At 71.1% G+C, this 19,429-nt stretch carries 4 protein-coding genes (1 of these 4 cut by a window edge); 2 read left to right on the top strand and 2 right to left on the bottom strand.

Features of this window, described 5'->3' with window-relative positions; all coding sequences use genetic code 11:
- Positions 1–242: 242 nt before the first annotated feature.
- Positions 243–875 carry a hypothetical protein gene (locus tag ACWF7A_RS02810; protein WP_452248906.1) on the top strand — a complete coding sequence of 211 codons (633 nt, stop codon included), beginning with the start codon at positions 243–245 and terminating at the stop codon, positions 873–875.
- A 139-nt stretch (positions 876–1,014) separates the two neighbouring features.
- The gene (locus ACWF7A_RS02805; protein WP_452248671.1) at positions 1,015–2,223 is read left to right on the top strand and encodes an MFS transporter; all 1,209 of its coding nucleotides are present in this window, start codon (positions 1,015–1,017) and stop codon (positions 2,221–2,223) included.
- Here the strand turns inward: ACWF7A_RS02805 and ACWF7A_RS02800 are convergent.
- Entirely contained in the window at positions 2,207–3,052 is an 846-nt protein-coding gene (locus ACWF7A_RS02800) for an XRE family transcriptional regulator (RefSeq protein ID WP_452248670.1), read from the bottom strand. The two genes, ACWF7A_RS02805 and ACWF7A_RS02800, sit on opposite strands and share 17 nt — an antisense overlap.
- Before the next feature lie 97 nt (positions 3,053–3,149).
- Positions 3,150–19,429: the 3' portion of a hypothetical protein gene (locus ACWF7A_RS02795; RefSeq protein WP_452248669.1), read on the bottom strand. 12,304 nt of this gene lie beyond the right edge of the window; 16,280 of the gene's 28,584 nt are visible here — the last part of the coding sequence; its start codon lies off the right edge, out of view; its stop codon occupies positions 3,150–3,152.

Below are 19,429 nucleotides of genomic sequence, written 5' to 3'. Positions count from 1 at the left end.
GACACAGAATGGGCGCTCGACACCGCAAGCCCGCCATGATCGGCGCGGGCGCCGTGCTGGCGGTCGCCGCTGTCGCCGGTGGCATCTTCGCCTTCAGCGGCACCAACTCGAACGCGGCTGAGGACTGCGGCGGCCTGGACACCGCCCTGCAGAACAACCTGAACTTCATCGCCGGTCAGCAGGCGAACCCCGACGCCCAGTCGGACGCGCGCATCCAGAACCGCCAGCAGGTCGTCAACCTCATCAACCAGCGGCGTGCGGCCGCTGGTTGTGGTGGCACCGTGCAGGCGAAGCCCGAGGCCGGTCAGGCCGCGACATCCGGTGAGGACTGTGGCGGGCTGGACAAGGCGTTGCAGAACAACCTGTCGTTCATCGCGGGCCAGAAGTCCGCTCCGGACGCGCAGTCCGAGGCGCGCATCGCGAACCGCCAGGCCGTGGTCGACCTCATCCAGCAGCGACGCAAGGCGGCGGGCTGCCAGGGTGACGGCGGCGCGGCCAACGCCGGCAACGGCAACGCGGGCAACAACAACGGCAACGCGGGCAACGGCAACAACGCCGGCAACCAGCCCACGGCCCAGCCCACCCAGCAGCCCGACGCGAACCAGGGCGGCGACAACGGCGCCACCGGCCAGCAGGTCTGCAACGGCTCGACCGTGACGCTGTCCGGCGAGGGCGGCGCGCCCGCCGCGTCGAGCGGCACGTTCCCGGTCGGCACCACGCTCAAGGTGACGAACCTCGACAACAACAAGTCCACGACCGTCAAGGTCGCGTCGGTGTCCGGAAGCTGTGCGCTGCTGAACAACGCGGCGTTCGAACAGGTCCGCGAGCCGGGCAAGTTCCTCATCCGCAACGCGCGGATCGAGAAGATCGGCTGATCTGTCCACAACGGACAGAACAGCGCAACAGCCGGGTGTTCCCTTCTAGGCGCAGGGGGAACACCCGGCTGTTGCGCGGTCACCGGGAATAGTGATCTCGGTGTGGTCAACAACCCGCCGGAAGTGAGACCTTGGTCGCGTGACGGAGAAGGCGACGGCACCCTCGGTCCTGCGGAACACGGCCTTCCTCCGGCTGTGGACCGGCATGACCGCGTCGGGGCTCGCGATGTGGGCACTGCCGTTCGTGCTGGGCCTGGCGGTGCTCGAACGCTCGATCAGCGCCGTCGACCTCGGTGTCGTCCTCGCGACCAGAACCGTCGGCTTCCTCGTGGCGGTCCCGGTCGCCGGGGTGCTGGCCGATCGTCACCCACGGCGCACCGTCGTGTTCTGGGCATGCCTCACCGGTGCGGTCATGACGCCGGTGATCGCGCTGGGCGTGGGCAGGTCGTTGGTGCTCATGGCCGTCGCGGCCGCGATCGTCGGCGCCGGTCAGGGTGGGTGCAGGCCCGCGTTTCAGGCACTGGTGGCCGAGGTCGTGCCGGAGTCCCAGCGGCAGCAGGCCAACGCCGCGACCACCCTCGCCATCAGGGTGACCACGCTCGTCGCGCCGAGTCTCACCGCCCTCGCGGCCCTCGTGACCGACGCGAAGACGCTGCTGATCGTCACCGCCGTGCTCTGGCTGGTCGCCACGATCGTGCCGCCCAAGGGGGCGAAGGCACCGGAGAGCACGAGCGGGAAGAACGGCTTCGTGGCGGACTTCCTCGAAGGCCTGACCGAGGCACGCCGCCACCCGTGGCTGCTCTCCGGACTCGGCGCGCTGACCGCGATGGTCGCTCTCGGGTACTCGGCGACGGCCGTCCTGCTGCCGGTCGTGAGCCGCGACCGCTACGGCACGGAGGCGGTGCTGGCCGCCGCCACGACCGCGTACACCTTCGGCGCGCTCGCGGGGGCCGCGCTGATGGCCCGCTGGCGCCCGGCGGCACCGGGCTGGGCGGCGCTCGCCGGCATGGCCCTCTACAGCCTCGTCCCGCTGGCCCTGCTGCTGCCGGTGCACCCGTTCGTGCTCGTCGGCGTCTACGTGGTGGCGGGGATGGGGATGGAGTTGTTCAACGTCCCCTGGTTCACCGCGGTGCAGCGCGAGGTCGAACCGGACAAGCTCGGCCGCGTCTTCTCGCTCGACTTCCTGCTCTCGTTCGGCCTCGCGCCGGTCGGGCTGGCCTTCATCGCCCCGGCGATCGAGCAGTTCGGCAGCGGTGTCGTGCTGGGCGCCTGCGCGCTGGTCTGCTTCGCCGCCCCCGCGGCCGCCGCGCTGGTCCCGAGCTCGAAGGGGTTCACCAGGTCCAGCTGAAGCCGCGCACCCCGGGTCGTACGTCCAGCGCCACGTCCAGCAACGTGCGGCCGGGCGCGACGACCGACCCGTCCGCGAGCTGGACCACGGACGACGGCGCCATGCCCTCGAACGTCACCTCCAGCACGTACTCGCGCGTCGGCAGGCGGAACTTGCGCTCGTAGTTCGACGCGGGCGGGCACGGGTCCTGGTTCACCAGCTCGTGCTCGATCACGACGCTCTCGCCCTTGCGCAACGGCCGGTCGAACAGCAGCTCCGCGACCAGCAGACCCTCGCCCGGCTCCTGCACCACCTGGCCGACCGTGCAGTTCTTCAGGGCGTTGACCTGCGGCAACGGCCGTTCGTGGTCGTCGACGTGCATGATCACGACCCACCGGTCGGGCCCGGTCATCGACGCCGACAGCACCTGCCTCGACCGGAAGGCCCGCTCGGTGCGGTCCGCCCCGATCGTCACGAAGTCCTGCTGGCTCACGCGCAGGAGCTGGTCGTCCCACTGCGTGTCGAGGCCGTGCAACGCGTGCTCGACGGGCGAGGGGGAGGGCCAGAACGCGGACATGGGCGCCGGGGCGTGGCGCAGCCAGCGGCCCCGCGGGCGCGGCGGGCCCAGCAGCTCCGAGAGGTGGCCCGGCGGCACCTGCAGGATGTGTTCCAGGTGGACGACGGCCTGCAGCGACTTCTGCCGCTCCGGACGGCTGCGGCCGCTCTGCCAGTAGCTCAGCGTCGCCATCGAGACGGACACGCCGTTCTGCGAGAGGTGCTCGCGCAGGCGCTCCAGACCGAGACCGCGATTCGTGATCGCCGTCCGGAGAGCCTGCGCGAACTCGTCCACGCTGGTCACGCTAATGCATCCGCACGTTTCGCCGTAGGTCCTGTTTCGAAGTCCGACCCGGCTGTCGCGGATGGGACTTCGAAACAGGACGCGGTCCTCACCGTGCCTGGTACGGCCGGTAGGTGACCTGGCGGCCGTCCAGGACCAGCTCGACCTCGACGGTGTCGGGGAACGGCGGGCCGAGCGGCACCAGCAGCACCGGCTCGTGGCCCGCCTGGTGGATCCGGACGTTGACGCTCTGCTGCGTCGCGATCAGGTGTCCGAGCAGGTCACGAGCGTTCTGCCAGCCGTTGTTCTCGCCCGCGTCGGCGTGCATGTGCCAGTTCTGGTTCTCCACCAGCGCCCCGTACAGGTGGCCCTGGTGCATCGGCCGCCCGACGGAGAAGTCCGCCACGGCCTTGGTCACGGCCTGGTGGGTCGCAGCCAGGCCGACGACCTGCTGACGCAGCGTCACCGGGTCCACCCCGCGGGCCTGGCCGACGACGGCGTACAGGCCGTTGGCGGTGACCGGCGGCGCGGGCTGGCGGACCAGCACGTCCTCGTTGAGGAACCGCAGCTGCCGCTGCGAGAAGCTGACGTGGTCGGACGCCACCAGCCCGTGGGCCGCGACGACCTTCTGGTCCTTCTGGATGCCCGCCTGCAGCTCGTCGAACGGCGCCGGCATCGGTGCGGACACCGCCGGGTTCATCCGGTTCTTCTGCGGCGCGCCGAGCTGCGTCGCCATCTTCTGCGGCGGTTTCCACTCGTGCGAGGTCTGCCCGTCGGCCGGTGGCAGGAACGGCTCGACGACCGCGTGCTCCCCGGTGGCGAGGCGCTTGCGCTCGTCGGCGAACTTCGTGCCCGCCTTGGAGGACTTGCCGTCGAGGAACCGCTCCGACACGTTCGGCAGCGCGGTGTGCGACTGCGGCAGCTTGCCGTCCTTGAGCAGCCCGTAGGCGATCCGGGACAGGTCGGTGCCGGTGTCGCCCGCCACGAAGTCGGTCGTGAACGCCTGACCGCGCACCGGGTGCCGGTTGTTCTGGACGTCCACCCTGGCCAGCTCCAGCGCGGCGTCCATGCCCGCGGCGTCGGCCGGCGTGTGCAGCTTGGCGATCTCCGCCGCGTAGAAGCGGTTGAGCGACTGGCCGAGCTGCCCGAACTCCGCCTGCCCCTCGCCGAACCGCACCGAGGGCTCGGCGAGCGGCACGAGGCCGTCGACGAACAGGTTCGGCTCGGGCGTGTAGGGCAGCAGCGGGTGGATGCCCTGCTGGGTGCGGCGCGCGTGCATGTCCGCGTCGATGACCTGCACGAACCGGTCGTGGAAGCCGGGCTCGGCGAGCTTGGCCCGCAGCGCCTCCTTCTGCGCGTCCGTCGTCTTCGAGTCGCCGTCGATGCGGGCGAGGACGTCGGTGTGCAGCTGGCCGACGTCCACGGCGACCCGGTAGCCGCCGCCGATCATCAACGGCCGCAGCGGCATCGGGACGTCGGGACCGTCGGCGGGGCCGACCTCGTCGGCGTCCGTGAGCCGGGTGACGTGGTCGAACACGTGCCCGCCCTCGCGGGTCGTGCGGTCGCCCGCGTCGAAGTCCATGACCGCCACGTACGGGTGCGTCCCGGTGGCAGCCAGAGCGGTCACCGCGAACACGTGCGCGTCGCTCTCCAGTGTCGCGTTGCGCGTCTGCCCGAACTTGAAGCCCTGGGGGCCGTGGGGAACGCTGACCAGCGCGACCGGTTCCGTCCGGCCGTGGACCGCCGGGGCCGCGGCCTCGATCGCGGCCGTGATCTCCGCCTGCGTCGAGGCGTTCACGCCGAGCACGAACGCCACGCGGCCGTCCATGTCCCGCGTTCCGGCCATGACGCCGTTGATCACATTGTCGAGCTGGTCGAGCTCGCCCGCCCGGACGATCATGCTGACCACGAACGAGGGCTTCTCGTCGGCGTCGATGCTCTCGCGCGTCCGCTGGAGGTAGTTCTCCGCCGTGATCTGCGTGAGCTCGTGGCCCTGGGCCAGGTTCTCGTACGCCGCGTTGTGGACCCCGTGCTCGTTGAACGGCTTGGCGTCCTGGCCGCCCATCTCGACGTCGCCGTTCCCGTCCTCGATGGACAGTTCGGCGAGGTCCTCCCGGGCCCGCTTCACGGGGTCCGCGGACGGGTCGGTGCCCAGGTGCTCGTTGTCGCGCTTGGGCATGTTCGGCGTGGGCAGGTCGGACCGCTCCACCGGGCCGGGCGGCGGCGGGTTGTGCGACTGCAGCGCCGCCATCCGGTCCGAGATCAGCAGGAGGTTGCGCGGCTTGAGCCGCGAGTCCGCCTCGTCGACGCCGGCCGTCATGACGGAGTTGTCCTTGACGACGTGGCCCTTGCCGTCCTGGTGCTGGAAGATCGGCTTCACGGCGCCGGTCTCCAGGTACTCGTCGCGCAGCCCGAGGAAGTGCCCGACCTCGTGCGCGAGGCGCCGAGAGTCGGTGTGCGAGGGCCAGGTGATCTGGTTCGCGCGGCCCTCGGGGTCGTCGGTGACGTCGACGACGGCGTGCGCGTCGTCCGGGTTCTCCGTGAACTCGACCGTGACGTGGAACTGCTCACCGCTGGGCAGCTTGTACCCCTGGTTGAACATCTCCTCGACACCCGCGCGAGCGCGGTCCTGGACCTCGGCGGTGCCGTTGTTCAGGTGCAGCCGCACGGTGAAGTCGCGCACCGGCACACCGTCGACGTCCAGGACGCGGTTGTCGTAGGTGATCGGGCCGCGCCAGGCGTCCATGGAGATGCCGTGCGGGCCGACCTTCGTCGAGTCGAGCACGCCGCCCGCCTCGCCGCGCACCCAGCTCGTCGCCGGGGTCGTGGCACGGGCATCCGCGATGGCCTGGGAGGACACCGGGTTGTGCGGGTCGAACCAGTCCGCGCTCTCCTCCGTGCTGTGCATCGCGTCGGCGTCCTCGCCGACCATGCCGTTGTCCTGCAACGTGGTCTTGAACTCTTTGATCTGGTCCGCGGTGAGCTCGTAGCCCAGCGCGGCACCGAGCACGCCCTTGTTGTCGGTCACGGCCCGCGTGAACGCGTCGGCGCTCACCGTGCCCTCGGGCAGGACCTCCGCGTCGCTGAGCACCTGCTGCACCCAGAACGGGTGGAAGTCCGGGTTGCGGTTCGGCGGGGTGTTGGCGACGGCGTCGGCGAGCGCCGGAGCACCCAGGACGTCGACGACCGCCGCTTCCTGCACGAAGTTGAACCCGCGGTTGTACCCCTTGTCGTGGTTGAAGAGGTCCGCGACCTTGTCCACGTCCGTGCTGAGCCCCGGCGCGCCGTCGATCGTGTTCCACAGCTGGTGGGCCCACTCGTCGAACCTGGCGCGGTTCTCCGGGGTGCTCAGATCGGCGAACCGCGTCTGCTGCGCGCCCTCGATGACGGGCCGGTCGAACGCCTTGCGGAACGACTCGGCCACCGCCTCGACGCCGTGCCGCTCGATCATCGCGGCGACCTCGTCGGTCCTGGTGTGCAGGACGACCGAGGCGTGCAGCAGGTGCACACCCGCCTCGGACTGCACGAACCTGCGCGGATCGGCCTCGAGCCTCTCCTCGACGGCCTTCGCGAACTCCGGGGCGTTCTCCAGCGCGTCGGCGGTCAGCGCCTCGAGCTCGAGGTCCACCTCGGACCGGACGGGTGCCGGGTCGGCGCTGTCCTCCACGACGTCCTGAGCGGACTCCTCGGGGGTTGTGGTCACCTCCGCGGGCGGGAGGTCGACCAGGTCCGCGACCGCCTGGTCCTGCGCACGGCTCGTGCCGGCGTTGTACCCGTCCTCGTGGGCGAAGACGTCGGCGGCGAGCCTGGTCGCGTCGGCGGTGTACGTGGGCGTGCTGCCGGCCGTCGCCCACAGCCGGTGCGCCCAGGCGGTGAACGCGGCCTTGGCCTCGGGCGTGCTCAGGTCGCCGAACTGCGCCACCTGTGCGGACTCGATGACCGGCTGGCCGAACTCCTTGGTGAACGCCTTCGCGACCTTCTCGGCACCGTGCCGCTGGATCAGCGTGGCGACCTCGTCGGTCCGGGTGTCGAGCACGACCGAGGCCCGCAGCGTCTCCAGACCGACCTCGGCCTCGGCGGACCTGAGCGCCTGCTCCACCTCCCGGGCGAGCGGGGAGGCGTTCGCCATCACGTCCGCGGACAACGCGGCGAGATGGCTGCCCACCACGACGTCCGGCACGCTCGTCGGTGCCTGCGTCTCGGCGGTCGGGGCCGGGGCCGGGTCCGCGTTCCTGAGCGGGGGCGCGTTCTGCGGCTGCGGTGCCGGGCGGGTCAGGACGGTCCCGCTCGACTCCTCGCGCGAGGACGAGGCCTCGGCCGGTGCGATGAAGGGCGGCGGGGGAGCGGTCTCGGGCAGGTACGTCGGCGACCGGGGAGGCAGCGGCGGCGGCACGGCGGCGACCCGCGTGCCCCCGTCGGTGTCGCGACCGGTACCACCGTCGGTGTCGCCGTCCGCGTCGCGACCGGTACCACCGCCCGTGCCACCGTCGGTGTCGCCGCCGGACGACGCCGGCACCGGAGGCGCGTTGAAGTCGGCGATCTTCTCGTCGACGACCGCCTTCTTCTCCCACCACTTCTTCTGCAGGTCGTCGGCGGCCTGACGCGCGTCGTTCAGCTTCGTCTCGGCCTCCGCGACCAGGGCCTGCCGCGCCGCGCGATCGGTGGCGAGCTGGTCGACCGCCTGGTCGTACTTCGCCTTCTCCGCGAGGCGGTCGGCCCGGGCCTGCGCGACGACCTGCCCCTGCGCGACGACGTCCGCCCGGCGGGCGTTGGCCTCCGCGCGCAGTCCGCCGATGGCGTCGTTGGCGGCGTCGAGCTGACGCTGGGCCTCCCGCAGCGACGACTGCGCGTCGGCGAACGTGCGCTCCGCGGTCCTGAGCGTGGCCTGGGCCTCTCCGTGCGCCTGACGCGCCGCTTCGACCTGGCCCTGCAGCGCCGCGTCGTCCGGCGCCGCGGCGAGCTGGTCCCGCAGCCCCTCCAAGGTGTGCGCCTTGGCCTCGACGTCCGACTTCGCGTCGTCCACCTCGAACTGCGCGGTCATCGCCAGCGCCCCGAGGCCGCCGACCTTCGGCGACAGCTCGGCGATGGCGTTGAGCGTGCGCGCGGCCTCCAGGCGGGCGGTCTCCGCCGTCACCGCCAGGTCTTCGAGGGTCGCCTGCTCGTCGAGGTGCGCCTGGATCGCGTTGTTGTAGTCGATCTGGACCCGGGTGAACGAGGAGTCGCCACGGGCGTTCGCCGCGGCCACCCCGTTGATCACCTGCTGCGCGTCGTGGCGCACGGTGTCCACGGAGACCTCGCCGGCACGCCAGGCGTCCGCCGCGGCCTTGACCTCGGTCTGGGCCGTCGACAGCTCCGGGCCGAGGTCCTTGCCCAGCACGACCTGCGCGTCCGCGACGGGCATGCGGACGGCGGCCGAGTTCGGCACGGTCAGGTCGACGACGGCGGTCCTGCCGCCGATCGTCGCGACCACGCGGTACTCGACGCCGAACTGCACGAGGCCGGTCGTGGCCTTCGGCTTGAGGTTGTTGACCTTGTTGTCGGTCTGGCCACCGGAGTTCGCCGTCGAGTCCTCGGCGGCGTGCCGCAGCTCGACACCGCTCGTGGCGAAGGTGAGGTTGTCCTTCGGGTCGGTGTTCTGCTTGATGGTCACGGCACCGGTCGCGAGACCGACCGACACGTCACCGCTCTCGGTGACCTTCGAGTCGGTGCTGGTCGCGGTGACCTGAGCCTTCGGGTTCTCGAGCGCCACGCCGTCGCTGAGCGCGCCCAGCGACGGGTCGACCAGCTTCGCGTAGACCTTGACGTCCGCGTCCTGCCCGAACGTCAGCGCCGCCTCGTGCAGGCCCGGCACGCTCAACGGGCCGGACAGCATCGACGGCAGGTGCGGCTGCAGGTTCTCCGGGCTCAGCGTGGACAGCAGGCTGTTCAGCGCGCCTGTGCCCTTGCCGGTGAGGCCCTTCTTCGCGCCCGCGTCCTTCAGCGCCTGGATCGTCGCCTCACGCAGGTCCTTGGCGCCCCGCAGGTTCTCCACCGACGCGCCGTCCGGGAGCGCAGGGGTGCTGCCCGCACGCCAGTCCGCGATGGCCTGCCGGCCGCCCTGGGCGGCGTCGCGGGAGTGCTGCTGCGCGGTGTACGGCTGCGGCGCGGTGCCGCCGCCGACCTTCTGGTTGTCCGCGTGCAGGCGGACGGTCATCTGCTGCGGGCCGCTGGGCGCGGTCGCGACGACCTTGTCGCCCTTCTCCACGATGAGCTCGAACTCGATCGGCACGGTGTAGCGCGCCGCCGGTCCGCTGCCCGCGCGGAAGCTCGCGAACTGGTCGGTCGTCGAGGTGCTGATCGAACTGCTCTGGGACTTCCCGGCGTTCGCGGCCGCCATCACACCCGCGGCGCCGGAGACGTTCGGGTTCGCGCTGCCCGGCGCGACGAGGCCCGATGCCTTGAGCCCGACGCCCCAGGCGGTGCCGCGGCCCTGGCCGTCGGTCACCTTGTGCGAGCCGGCGATCGTCGACTCCATCTCGACGCCGTCGTTGACGACGTTCTGGAACTCCGGCGTGCCCGTCTTCGCCCGAAGCGTGACCTGGAACGAGTCCTTGCCGAACGTGCCGGGCTGGTGCACGAGCAGCGGCACCCCGCCGTCCAGGGCGCTGTCGATCATCGCCTTGACGCTCGCGGGGGAGCTGACGTCGACCAGGCGCTGGAGGTTGCTCATCGAGTCCTTGAGCACCGAGTCCGGCAGCAACGGCCTGCCGATGCGCTTGGCGGTCTTCAGGTTCACCTTGGCCGAGAGGTCCGCGACCACGTCGGTGAGGTCCGGCACGCTCTCCACCGTGGACAGACCGAGCGCGCCCGGTTCGCCCTCCGCGACCGTCGCGGGCGGTGCCATCGCCGGGAGGTCGGGCTTGGCCACGGTCGGCTGCACGTCGGGCAGCAGCCCCATGTCCCGCGCGACGTCCTCGGTGACCCGCACGAACACCGAGTTGGGCAGGGTGACCGTCGCACCCTCGGACCTCGGCGTGGAGCCGGCGATGAAGTTCGCCGCCCGGCTCTCGCCGATCACGGTGACGTCGGCGTCCATCTGCACCAGCACGGTGCGGCCGCCCGCGGGCGTCACGTAGTTGCGGTCGTGGCTGCCGCCGACCTCCTTGCCCGACGACTTCGAGTCGGACCACGGCGTGACCTTGCCGCCGGCCGCGAAACCACCGGCACCGGTGGTGGGAGTGGACTCACCGGCGGGCGGGGTGGGGATCTTCGGCTTCATCGACACGGTGATGCCGCCGGTGATGTCGACCGACCGGCCGGTGGACGACGTCTGACCGGCCTTGTACCCACCGGTGCTGGCGTTCTCGGTGCCGGTGTTGTCCGAGATGGACACGATCCGCGCGTTGCCCAGCTCGAACTTGACCCCGATGGCACCCTTGCGGTCGGTGAAGCGGCGGTCGTACTTGAGGCCCTGCTCCTGCACACCCGTGGTGGCCAGCGTCCGCAGGTTCGCCTTGATGTTCTCCGGGGAGAACATCTTGTCGATCTGGGCGCGGGACGCTGTGCCCGGCACGGTCAGCGCGGAGTCACCGCCGGCCGCCCGGTCGAGCGCCTTGATCGCCTGGTCGCGCAACGCCGTCGTGTTCGCGACGGCCTCCACGTGCAGGATCTCCGGCGCCTTCTCCTTCGGTTTGGTGCTCAGCAGCTTCTTGACGCTCGGGGCGTCCTTCAGCGTCCGGTACTCCGGCGTGCCCGGCTCGAAGCCCTTGCCGGGATCGGCGTCCAGGGTGGAGCTGTCCGACACCCAGAGGTTGACCTCGCCCTTGAGCGGGGTGAGCCCGCCGTCGCCGGTCTTGGCGACCGTGGTCTGCTCCGGCGCGTGGAAACCGGGGGCGCCGGGCACGATCCGCCGCACCCAGGAACGGGGGCGGGTGAACGTGGTGATCTCGACCTCGAACTCGACGTCGCCGCGGAACACCTGGGCGTTCGGGCTGCCGACGCTGAGCGACGTGCTGTTGACCGTCGGCCCGGCGGTGGTCTTGTCCGTCCACGAGTGGTTGTACTTGACGCCCAGCTGCGGTGCCGGGGACAGCTTGGTGGTCCCGGTCTCCTTCGGGATGACGACCTTGCCCTCGACGCCGCCGCTCCAGCCCTTGGTGGTGCTGGAGGAGCTGTCGAGCTTCGGGCCGGTCGACGATGCGTCGCGGACGTTGCGCGCGTCGGCCTGACCCAGGTGCTTCGGGTCGGTGACCTTGGCCTTGACCGTGACGTTGACGTAGGTGTTGGTGGACGTGCCGCTGTGCTTGAGCTGCACCTGGACGCCGGGACCCATGAGGCTGTCCATGTTGGTCCGCAACGCCGCCGGCGAGAGCTGCGAGGTCAGCCTGCGCTGGTTCGCGAGCTGCTCGGCGACGTCGGCGAAGCTCTTGCCCTTGCTGCTGCGCGGGTTCGAGCCCTCGACGTTCCAGCTCGGCAGGAACCTGCCGAGCCCGGGGATCTCCCGCAGCGCGCCCTCGACCTGGGTCTGGACCTCCGAGGCGACCGCGAACTCGCCGACCTTGGCGTTGCCCGTGGCGATCGCGTCGCTCAGGTACGGCGGCGGGAACTTCTTGCCCTTGTTGGACTCGTCGACGATCGACTGGCGGGTGCCCTCCGGCGTCGGCAGCCCGGTGTGGGCGGCTTCGGGCAGACCGACGCGCAGGTACGTCGTGACGGGGATCGTGACGGTGCCACTCGGGGTGTGGACCTCGAGGTCGGCGGTCACCTTGTACAGACCGGTGTCGCCCTTGAGCTGGATGCCGCTCTTGTGCGCCGTGGTGATGCCCGCGTTGACGTTCTCCGCGGTGCGCGCGGTGTAGCCGAGCGTGCCGCCGACCTGACCGCCCACCTGGTCCGGCAGGCCGGAGTTGAACCCGAGACTGGCCGTGACGTCGCCTCCGGACTTGGTCGTCGAGGACACACCACTGCTGTGCGACGAGGTCTCGTGCAGGCGGAGCTGGCCGGTGTCGAGCGTGCCGACGAGCTCCGCGGACTTCAGCGTCGCGCCCATCTTCACCGCGGCGCCCTTGCTCTGGTGCGGGCTGGTGAGGTCCGGTGACGTCACGAAGGCGCCGCCGAGCATCGCGCCGAGGTTGTTGCGGATCTCGGTCGGGCTCAGGAAGTTCTGCAAGGCCTCGCGGCCGGGCGACCCGATCTTGACGATCGACGGGTGGAGCTGGCGCGCCACGTCGTCGAACGCCTTCGCGGGGTTGTCGACCGAGACCGCCTCGGGCGCGGGGTGTTCGAGCCTGGTACCCCACTTCGCGTCCGGCGGCGTGACCGCGGCGGACGTGTTGCCCGAGTTCGTGATCTTGGCCAGGTCGTTCGGGATCTGCAGCGTCACGTCGGTGCCGGTGTCGACCGTGGCGACGGGCCGGAGCCCGCCGCTCGGGTTGGTCAGCGTGATGTCGTAGGACACCTTGACGGTGGCCTGCGTCGACCCCTCGCCCGCGCGGATGATCCGCTGGTCGGTGAGCGACGCCGACATGGCCTGCGACTGCGCCGGCGTGGCGAGCTGCACCCTGCCGCCGAGGGAGCCGTACGGGCCGAGCCCGACGCTGGCCGAGGCCGCGGCGCCGACGTCGTTGGCCGTGGCCACCGTGTGCGTCGCCGAGGACGAGTTGCCCGACTGCGCGGTCGCGTCGACCTTGACGCCGGGGGCGTCCACGGGCGCGGTCTCGGTCTGCGCCTGCATGGTGGCGCGGATGTTCGCCTCGTACCAGGTGTTGCCGATCTTGACCTGGAAGTTGCGGCCCTTGTCCAGGAACGACTCGAAGTCGCCGGTGATCGCCTGCTGGATGCGGGCGGCGTCGGCGGGCTTGAGGTTCTCGATCGCGCTCGTGACGTTCTCGGCGCCACGCACGGTCGTCGGCGCGATGGTGCCCAGCGCCTTGTTGTCCTGGAAGAAGCCCGGCAGCGCCTGCGTGCCCGGCATGACCTGGCCGACGGGCTGCGGGGCGAGCACGGTCATCGGGATGACCGGGTTCGGCGTCTGCGCGGGCGGCGCCGGACGCGTCTGCACGTCGGACTCCGGCTCGGTCCACGCCGAACTGTCCCGTGTGGACGTCTCCGGCGCGGCCACCGGGGGAGCCGGGGGAGCGGGCGGTGGCGGGGGCGCGGGGCGGGTCGACTGCTCGTCGACGTCCATGTCGACGTCGCCGTCGGTCGTGTCGTCGAGCGCCCTCGGCGGGTTCGCCGGGTCGTGCTGCGTGAACCTGCTGCGGCCGTCGGGCTGCGGGTGCGCGTCGAGCACCAGCTCGGGCAGCCAGTTGGTCGGCTTCGTCCAGGCTGCGGCCTTGTCGAGCTCCTTCTGCGAGGACTTGGAGGTCGTGTCCGGCCGGGGCTCGAAGAAGGGCTCGTGGACCTGCGGGCCGTCCGGTCCGTAGACCTTGATGGGCCTGCCGAGCTCGGTGGCGAGCAGCCTGGCGGCGAGTTCCTCCGCCTTGGCCGCCTTGGCGTTGTCGGCCTTCCTCTCGGCCGCGTTCTCCCTGGCGTGGGCGGGATCGACCTCGAAGCCCGCGGTGACGTCGATCTCCGCGTCGGTGTCGACGACGACGCCGGGGCCGGTGCCGGTGCTGAAGCTCGGCTTCAGCGACGTCGGGCGGGGCTCGACGAACGCGTTGACCAGGTGGCCGTTCTCCAGGCGGTGCTGCTGGCGGAAGTTCGCGATCTCCTTGTTGGCCGACCCGGTGGCCATCGAGGCCTTCTGGATCGCCGCGGCGCGCAGCTGTGCCGCGGTCCTGGTGTCGGGAGCGGCCTTGCTCTTCTTGCCGCCCTTGGCCGGCGGCGGCGTCTGGCTCTGCAGCGCGGCCTGCGCGGCGGCGAACAGGCCGTCGGCGCGGGGCGGGTCGGCGAGCGGCAGGACGCCGTGCTCGAGGGTGGCGAACGTGCGGGTCACGGTGCTCGTGTTGGCCGACATGGCCAGGTTGAGCATCGCGGCCATCTTCTGCTGCTTGGTGCCGGTGACGATGTGCGGGACGTCGGCCTCGGTCTTGTGCTTCTTGGCCGGCGCCTTCTCCTCGACCGTGCTCTCGGCGTCCGAGGACTCGTCCTCGTCGACGGCCGCCGGCTCGGGGGCCCTGGTGCTGGGGTCGACCTGGGGGTCGATGCCCATGTGGCCGTAACCGGGCACCGGTGCGGAGACCGCGCCGCCCAGGGAGTTCTTGTCCTCCCAGCCGAGGTGCAGGGCGTCGAGCTTCGACGGGGTCCAGCCACCGGTCACCGTGTCGGTGACGACACCGGTCCCGGCGTCCCGGCCGTACTCGTGCCGGGTGAGCTGCTGGGCCTCGCGCTGGGTGTGGGGCTTGTTGTTCGGGTTCGGCGGGCCGCCCTTCCTCCTGGGCTTCCTGTCGCCGAACTCGTCGCGGATCTTCGCACCGGACACGTCGGCCTTGGCCGCCCGGTCGGCGGTGTGCGCCATCTTGCCGTCCGCACCCGGGATGCCGCCGTACATGCGGTTCGTCACCGACGTGAGCGCGACGTGCGACTGCGGGAACTTCTTGCCGCCGGACTTCGCGAAGTCGAGCGCGAGGCGGGACAGGTCCGTGCCGACGGCGCCGTTCACGAAGTCGCTGGTGAAGTTCTCACTGCGGTAGGGGTTGGTGTTCGTCTGCAGGTTGACGTTGATCGCCGACTGCCGGGCGTCGTTCCTGATCGAGCCGTCGACCACCTTCGCGGCCGCGGCGGCGATCTGGGGCTGGGACACGTCCGGGTACTTGGCCCGGTAGGCCGCTTCGACCTCGGACCTGAGCTGGGCGGCCTTCGCGTCGGCCTGCTCGATCCCGCGCTGGAGCTCCTGCAGGAACAGGATCTCGCTGTCGGTCGGCGTGCGGCCCTCCGCCGCGATGTCGGCCTCCGTCTGGGCCTTGGCCCCGGCGAGCGCCTCGCTGGGGGTCGGCGGCGCGTCCAGCTCGTTCCGGTGGAGGTCCACCAGTTCCTTGCCGGCGAAGGCGTTGATGGACGCGCCGAGGTCGCCGAACTCGTTGCCGCCGTCGCTGAACTTCACGTCCGGGTCGACGACGGCCACGGCCGCGTCCATGAACAGGTTGGGCTCGGGGGAGTAGGGCAGCAGGGGCGCCGAGTCCTTCTGGCGCGTCCGCGAGTCCATGTCGTCGCTGATCGCCTGCTGGAACCTCGCGGCGAAGTCCGGCTTGTCCAGGAAGGCCTCGACGTGCACGAGCTCGTCGAGCTTCTCCTTCTTCTTGGCCTGCGAGAGGGAGGAGTCCTTCTTGATCGCGGCCCGCTCGTCCTTGATCCGCGCCCTGGTGTCGTCGACGAGCTTCGCCGGGTCACCGACGCGGTAGCCGCCCGAGTACAGCAACGGGCGGATCGGCCCGGTCTCCGAGTTCAGCGACGCGGTGACGTGGGTGAAGACGTCCGTCTGGCCGTCGGCCACCCGGCGGGAACCGGTGTCGAAGTCCTGGAACGAGATGTACGGGTGCGTGCCCTTGCCGTTCATCGCGCCGATGGCGAACGTCGTGGCGGGGCTGTGCATCGTGCCGTTGCGCATCCGGCCGAACGGGAAGCCGTCCGCCGGCTTGAACGTGTCCAGCGGGACGAGGGCGATCGGCTCCGTCCGGTTCTCGATGCCTGCCCGCGCGATCTCGGCGTTGATGTTCGCCTCGGAACCGGTGGGGCCGTTGACGCCGATCACGAACACCATGTCGCCGGCCAGCGGTCCGGCGTCGGCGACGATCGCGTCGATGACCTTGCCGACGTCGGCGTCCGGGTCGTTCAGCTTGCCGTGGCCGACGATCATGTTGACCACGAACGACGGCCGCCTGCCCTCGTCGACGCTCTGCTTGAGCTTCGCGAGGTAGTTGTCCCTGGTGGGCAGGTCGAACCCGTTGTCCGCGAGGTCGGCGAACGCGTCGTTGTACACGACGTTGTCCAGCGACAGGCCGTTGAACGCCGTCGCCAGGTCGTCGAGGGTGGCGTCCGTGCCGGGCTGGGAGTCGACGTCCATCGGGACGCCGGTGTTGCTCGGTCCCGCCTCGTTGGTCCAGTTGTCGGCGCCCGGCATCTTCTTGGTGGTCCGGGTCTCGGCGGTGGCGCGGCTCTCCGGGGAGAGCTCGCGCTTCGGCATCGGCCGCGTGTCGACGTCCGACGGCGTGGGCGACGACGGGCGCGCGGGCGGCTCCACCGTGGCAGGGCCGGGGGCGTCGAGCCTGGTGTCGGGCACCATGACCTGGCTCTGCGCGGTGCGTTCGACGAGCCACAGGTGGCGCGGGCGCAGACCTGGCTCCGCCCCGTGGACGTCGGCGCCCATCATGCCGCCGTCGTTCTGGTGCACGCCCGAGTTCGTGTCGTGCTGCTGGAAGACGCGGCTCGTGTCCTTGTACTCGTCCGGGATTCCCAGGTAGTGCAGCGTCTCGTGCGCGAGGACCTCGGGGCTGGTGCTCGGGTTCCAGTGCGTCTGGTCGACGTTCGGGTTCTTGGGGTCGACCTTGATGCTGGTGTGCGCGTCGGCCGGGTTGTCGACGAACTCCAGGTTCAGGTGGAACTGGTCACCGCTGGGCAGCCGGTAACCCTGGTTCAGCAGGGAGTTCACGCCGTCGGAGGCGTTCTGCCTGACCTCGGCGAGGATCTCCGGGTGGACCTTCGCGCCGGGGTCGAGGTGCACCTTGACGGTGTACTCCTGCACGAAGTTGCCGGGACTCGTCTCGATGCGGCGCAGGTCGTAGTTGATGAGTCCCTTGTAGGACTTCAGCTTCGACGGCGTGCTGTCGGTGCGGATGTCGTGCACGACGACGTCGACGGTCCGCACGTTCGCGTCCGCCCGGCGGCCGGCCCACGTGCTCGGGTCCGCCGGCTTGGCCGGCGCGAACCAGTCGGCCGTCTTCGCCGGGTCGTGCCGCCACGACTCGTCGGTGATGACGTCCTTGCCCCGGTGCGATTCGGGCGTCGGCGGGGTCATCGCGGGCGGCGCACCGCCACCGCGGACCTTCTTCGGCTGCCCGTCGGCGTTCCCGGGAGCGGGACGCGACGAGTTCGCCTCGGCACCGCTCCTGCTCGACTCCGCCACCGGGGAGTCCTGCGGCGGCAGGGAGGGCAGCGGCTTCTGGCTCGCCTCCGGCGTGGTGTTCGTGGTCGCGGAGGTGCCGGTGGTCGTGCTGGTGGCGGGCGTGTTGTTGCTGGGCGCGTTGTTGCCGTTCGTGCTGGTCCCGGGCGGCGCCGGCGGCGGGGTGTTCGCCGCGCTGTTGAACGAGTCGACCTCGTTGTCCACCTTGGCCTTGGCGTCCCACCACTGCTGCTGCTTGGTGTCCGCGTCGCGCCGGGCGTCGTCGAGCCTGGTCTGCGCGTCCGTGATCGCCTTCTGGGCGGCGGCCCGCTCGTCCACGATCTTCTGCCGCGCTTCCACGGCCGCGGCGCGGGCGGCGTCGGCGTCGGCGGCGACCTGCTGCTGCGCCACGAGAGGCGTGCGGGCGTCGGCGGCCGCCTGCCGCTGGACGTCGAACTCCGCACGTGCGTCGTCGACCTGCTGCTGCGCGTCGGCCAACGCGTCGTGTGCCGCGTCGGCCTCCTGGGAGAGCTGGTCGATCTCGGCCTCGGTCGCGCCGTTCTCCCGCGCGTCGGCGACCGCGTTGTCGGCCACCTGCGCGTCCTCGCTCAGCGAGACGACCTGGGCGTTGAGGTCCTGGATCGTGGCGCGGGTCTGCGCCGCGTCCCTGATCGCGCTGTCGAACTGCGTCTGCAGCGGCGTGACGGCGTCGACCTCGGCGCGGTGCGTGTCGATCGCCGCGGTCGCCTTCGCCGACGCCGCGTCGAGCGGCTGCTCGGTCCGCGCCAGCACGGCCGCGGCCTCGTTGATCGCGTCCTGGGTGTCGTGGCGGGCCTTCTCGACGTCCTTCTCCGCGGTCCGCCAGTCGTCGGCCGCCTTCTTGACGTCGGACTGCGCGTCCTTGAGCGAGTCGCCGAGCGGGTGGCTCAGCGTGGTCTCGACCTCGGCGGCGGGCATGCGCACACCGGCCGAGCCGGGCACCGTCAGGTCGACGACCCCGGTCTTGCCGCCGATCGTCGCCACCACGCGGTACTCGACGTCGTACTGCACCAGGCCGGTGCGGGAGGTGTCCTTGTCCTTGACGCTGCCGCCCTGGGCCTGGGACGGGCCGCCGGACACCGCGGACGAGTCCTCACCCCCGTGACGGGCCTCGACGCCGCCGGTGCCGACGTTGACGGTGTCGGACGGGGCGCCCTGCTTGATCGCCGCGCTGCCCTGCGCGAGACCGACCGCCACGTCGGCGGTCTCGGACACCTTGGCCTCGCTGGAGGTCTCGGTGGTCTTCGTGGTCAGCGGGGTCTCGATCTTGACGTCGTCGCTGAGCGACCCGAGCTGCGGGTTCACCAGCTTCGCGTAGACCTTGACGTCGGCGTCCTGTCCGAACGTCAGCGCCATCTCCTTGAGCCCCGGCACGTCGAGCGGGCCGGACAGCATCGACGGCAGGTGCGGCTGCAGGTTCTCCGGGCTGAGCGTGGAGAACAGGGCGTTGAGCGAGCCCGTTCCCTTGCCGGTCAGGCCCTTGCCGGCGCCGGCCTCGGTCATCGCCCTCACGGCGGCGTCGCGCAGGTCGTTGGCACCGCGCAGGTTCTCCACCGACGCGGTCGGCGGCAGCTTCGAGGCACGGCTGTCCGCCTGGAACGCGGCCGTCGCCTCGGGAGTGCCGAAGTCGCTGCTGCGCTTGCTCGCCGCGGACATGTACGGCTGCGGGTTCCCGTGACCGGTGGTCGGCTGGGAGACCTTCTGGTTGTCCGCGTGCGTGCGGACCTTCATCTCCTGCGGGCCGCTCTCGGCCCGCGCGATCTCCTTGGAGCCCTTCTCGACGACGAGCTCGAACTCGACCGGCACGGTGTACTGCGCCGCCGGGCCGCTCGCCGTGCGGGAGTTGCTGAACGCCTCGGTGGTCGAGGTCGTGACGGAACTGCCGGTGCTGCCACCGATGTTCGCGCCGACCGCGACACCCGCGGTGCCCGAGAGGTTCGGGTTCGCGCTGCCCGGTGACGCCAGGCCCGGTGCGCGCAGACCGGCGCCCCAGCCGGTGCCCCGGCCCAAGCCGGCGCTGTCCTTGACGGAGCCGCCGTTGTTGTGCGACATGTCGACGCCGTCGTTGACGACGCCCTCGAACTTCGGCTCACCCGTCTTGGCCCGCAACGTGACCTGGTAGCTGTCCTTGCCGAACGTGCCCGGCTGGTGCACGAGCAGCGGCACGCCGCCGTCCAGCGCGCTGTCGATCATCGCCTTGACGCTCGCCGGCGAGTTGAGGTCGACGATGCGCTGAAGGTTGCTCATCGAGTCCTTGAGGACCGAGTCCGGGATCAGCGCGTCGCTGCCGAACTTCTTGGTCTTCGTGGACAGCTCGGTCGTGAGCTGGTTGA

This window comes from Lentzea sp. NPDC055074 (genome assembly GCF_053608005.1).
Note: the sequence above shows the minus strand (reverse complement) of the source record. Positions and strands in the feature narration are given on the sequence as shown.